Source organism: Staphylococcus sp. B1(2026), from assembly GCF_058895785.1.
In genome coordinates this window covers 1-3,278 of sequence record NZ_JBZXTS010000077.1, presented here as the reverse complement: position 1 = coordinate 3,278, position 3,278 = coordinate 1, and the positions used below count along the sequence as shown (strand labels likewise).

Genomic DNA, 3,278 nt, shown 5'->3' with positions numbered 1-3,278 from the left:
ATTTTGAACTACGCAATAGATACATAAGTAAAATATATAATTTATACAGCATAATGTTCGAAAATGTTTGTATTTATATTTGACAACGTTTACTTTTGATGTTAATATATGTTTGTAAATGTTTACAAAAGAAAGTGAGAGGAGTGTTAATATGTATTTGAGTCAATTAATTGATAAAGAACTTGTTTTATATATGAAAGTTGCGCAACAAAATGAGCTCTTTATTAATATTGCTAATCTACTTGAAGAGAAGCAAATTGTTCGTTCAAGTTATAAAAACGCTTTGTTAGATAGAGAAAAATTATATCCAACAGGATTAGATATGGTGTCATTAGGTAAAAATTTACCTAATGTAGCGATTCCACATGCAGATGTTATTCATAATTTAGTAGAGAAGATTGTAGTGGTGAAATTAGAAGAACCTGTGTTATTTCATAATATGTTACTACCTGATCAAGAGGTAGAGGTATCATTAATCTTTTTTATTATTAATCATAACGAAGGTAATCAAAGTCATATTCTCGCACAATTGATGGATTTTTTTACAGAAGAAGATAATTTGAAAATATTATCTCAAACGAATAATAGAGATGAACTGTATCATGAATTAATGAAAAGAATAACTAGGAGGGAAATAAAATGATTAAAATATTAGCGGCCTGTGGTGCGGGTGTTAATACGAGTCATCAAATTAAAAATGCAATTGAAGAAGAGTTAACACAAAGAGGGTATCAAGTGCATTGTGATGCTGTAATGGTAAAAGATGTTAATGAAGAATTGATGCGTGGTTATGATATATTCACACCTATTGCTGCAATTGATTTAGGTTTTGAAACGGATATTCCTATTGTAGAGGCGGGTGCTATTTTATTTAGAATAGCAGCAATGAGTGCACCTGTTTTTGATGCGATTGAAGAAGTGATTAAACAAAATAATTTAAGTTAAGGAGTAAAAGATGAATAACTTAATAGAAATAATTAATATGATATTCACCCCTGTTTTATCAATGGGGGGACCCATTATTATGTTGATCATTTTAACTATTTTAGCCTTATTGTTTAAAGTTAAGTTTTCTAAAGCACTAGAAGGAGGTATTAAACTTGCCATTGCATTAACGGGTATCGGTGCGATTATAGGTATGTTGAATACAGCATTTTCTGATTCTTTAGCAAAATTTGTAACAAATACAGGTATTCATCTAAATATTACTGATGTAGGATGGGCACCATTAGCAACGATTACTTGGGGCTCGCCATGGACATTATATTTCTTAATGGTTATTTTAATTGTGAATATTATAATGTTAATTGGTAAAAAAACAAATACTTTAGATGTAGATATATTTGATATTTGGCATTTATCGATAACAGGTTTATTAATAAAATGGTATGCTGATCAACATCATGTTAGTACAGGTGTTGCACTTTTCATCGCGACAGCTGCGGTTGTTTTAGTAGGTGTGATGAAAATTATTAATTCTGATTTAATGAAACCTACATTTGATGATTTGTTAAATGCACCTACTTCTTCACCAATGACTTCAACACATATGAATTATATGATGAATCCTATTATTATGATTCTTGATAAAATTTTTGATAGATTCTTTCCATGGTTGGATAAGTATGATTTTGATGCAGCAAAATTGAATAAAAAAATTGGTTTCTGGGGCTCTAAATTTTTTATAGGTTTTTTACTTGGTATTGTAATTGGTATTATGGGGACGCCACATCCTATAAATGACATGCCTGAAATAAGTAACTGGACACTAGTCATTAAAGGGTGGTTATCTTTAGGGTTAACTGCTGGTGTGTGCTTAGAGTTATTTTCAATTATAGGTTCTTGGTTTGTTGTTGCAGTAGAGCCGTTATCACAAGGTATTACTGATGTTGCAACGAAACGTTTAAAAGGTCGTCAATTTAATATTGGTTTAGATTGGCCGTTTATTGCAGGTCGTGCAGAAATTTGGGCCTGTGCAAATATTTTAGCGCCTATTATGTTAGTTGAAGCGGTATTGCTTTCTAAAGTAGGTAATGGTATTTTACCACTGGCAGGTATTATAGCTATGGGTGTAACACCTGCATTATTAGTTGTAACTCGTGGTAAATTAATTAGAATGATTATATTTGGTACATTATTATTACCACTATTTTTATTGTCTGGAACATTAATTGCGCCATTTGCTACAGAATTAGCTAAAGGTGTAGGTGCTTTCCCAGAGGGTGTTAATCAAACGCAATTAATTACACATGCTACTTTAGAAGGTCCGATAGAAAAATTATTAGGGTGGACTTTAGGTAATGCCACGAGTGGTGATATTAAAGCGATTTTATTAAGTGCTATTTTTCTAATAGTTTATATTATATTATTCATGTGGTATCGTAAACAAATGTTGTTACGAAATCAAACTTATGTAGAAAAAGGGGAAATATGAATTAATTAAAGTTTAAATTTCTGAAAAAAGTTTAGTTGACGATAACCTCACATTGCAATTTATTAAGCAAGGTGAGGTCATTTTTATTTAAATCATTTTTAAAAAGAAGTAGGGTTTATATAAAAAAAGTAATGATTTATATAATTAGACAAATAATATAAAATTAACATAAAAATAAAAAAATGATTGACAATATAAACGAAAGATAATAGAATGAAGTCTAATTTAAATTTAAGGAGAGAATTTTATGAAGAAGAGTTTTTTTAAAGCACTAAAATTAGGTGCAGTTTCAGCAATTTTAGGAGGTGCTTTATCAGTAAGTGCACCATCAGAAGCACAAGCAGCGGGAGGATATTTTTATTCTCAATCATCAACACGTTACATTCAAACAACATACTGTTATCAAGTACCTGTGTATAAATATGTATATAGAGTAGTTTGGTTACGTTGTGGTAAAGTTGTAGTTGTGAAATGTAAACAACCTAACACTGTAACACCAACACCAACACCAAAGCCAACACCAAAGCCAACACCAGCACCAGATCATGAAGTAGAAATTGAAGGATAAATTCTACATTATGAAGAAGTTGTGAAACTTGGTTTTTAAATAAAAAAAGTATTGAAAATATTAAAATAATTTTTGTGAAATCAAAATTAGACTTCTTAGGGGTAGTTAATTCTACTCCTTTTTTGTATTTGAAATCATATCTTGGTTGTTAGAATAATATATAGTTACGTAAATAAAAAGAGATAGTTTTTTCTATACGTTATGAACTGCTACCAGTCAAGTGGATAATCAAAAAATAAAAAAAATCAAATATTGTATTTTAATGTCATACGATCA

General features: G+C 29.9%; 4 protein-coding genes. All 4 read left to right on the top strand.

What is annotated here, in order from left to right; translation table 11 throughout:
* The first annotated feature begins 151 nt into the window (after positions 1-151).
* The gene (locus tag AC5EAH_RS07825) at positions 152-643 is read left to right on the top strand and encodes a PTS sugar transporter subunit IIA (protein WP_493494222.1); all 492 of its coding nucleotides are present in this window, start codon (positions 152-154) and stop codon (positions 641-643) included.
* The gene (locus AC5EAH_RS07820; protein WP_493494221.1) at positions 640-945 is read left to right on the top strand and encodes a PTS sugar transporter subunit IIB; all 306 of its coding nucleotides are present in this window, start codon (positions 640-642) and stop codon (positions 943-945) included. Before AC5EAH_RS07825 ends, AC5EAH_RS07820 begins: the two co-directional genes overlap by 4 nt.
* A 10-nt stretch (positions 946-955) precedes the next feature.
* Positions 956-2,434, top strand: coding sequence for a PTS transporter subunit IIC (locus tag AC5EAH_RS07815; protein WP_493494220.1), 1,479 nt, complete (start codon positions 956-958; stop codon positions 2,432-2,434).
* Between the two features lie 247 nt (positions 2,435-2,681).
* Positions 2,682-3,002 (top strand): hypothetical protein, encoded by a 321-nt coding sequence (locus AC5EAH_RS07810; RefSeq protein WP_493494219.1) that lies wholly within the window; start codon positions 2,682-2,684, stop codon positions 3,000-3,002.
* Positions 3,003-3,278: the final 276 nt, after the last annotated feature.

Excerpts from the sequence above, each read along its gene's own strand:
- AC5EAH_RS07825 (WP_493494222.1), top strand. The coding sequence starts at position 152 with ATGTATTTGAGTCAATTAATTGATAAAGAACTTGTTTTATATATGAAA.
- AC5EAH_RS07820 (WP_493494221.1), top strand. The coding sequence starts at position 640 with ATGATTAAAATATTAGCGGCCTGTGGTGCGGGTGTTAATACGAGTCAT.
- AC5EAH_RS07815 (WP_493494220.1), top strand. The coding sequence starts at position 956 with ATGAATAACTTAATAGAAATAATTAATATGATATTCACCCCTGTTTTA.
- AC5EAH_RS07810 (WP_493494219.1), top strand. The coding sequence starts at position 2,682 with ATGAAGAAGAGTTTTTTTAAAGCACTAAAATTAGGTGCAGTTTCAGCA.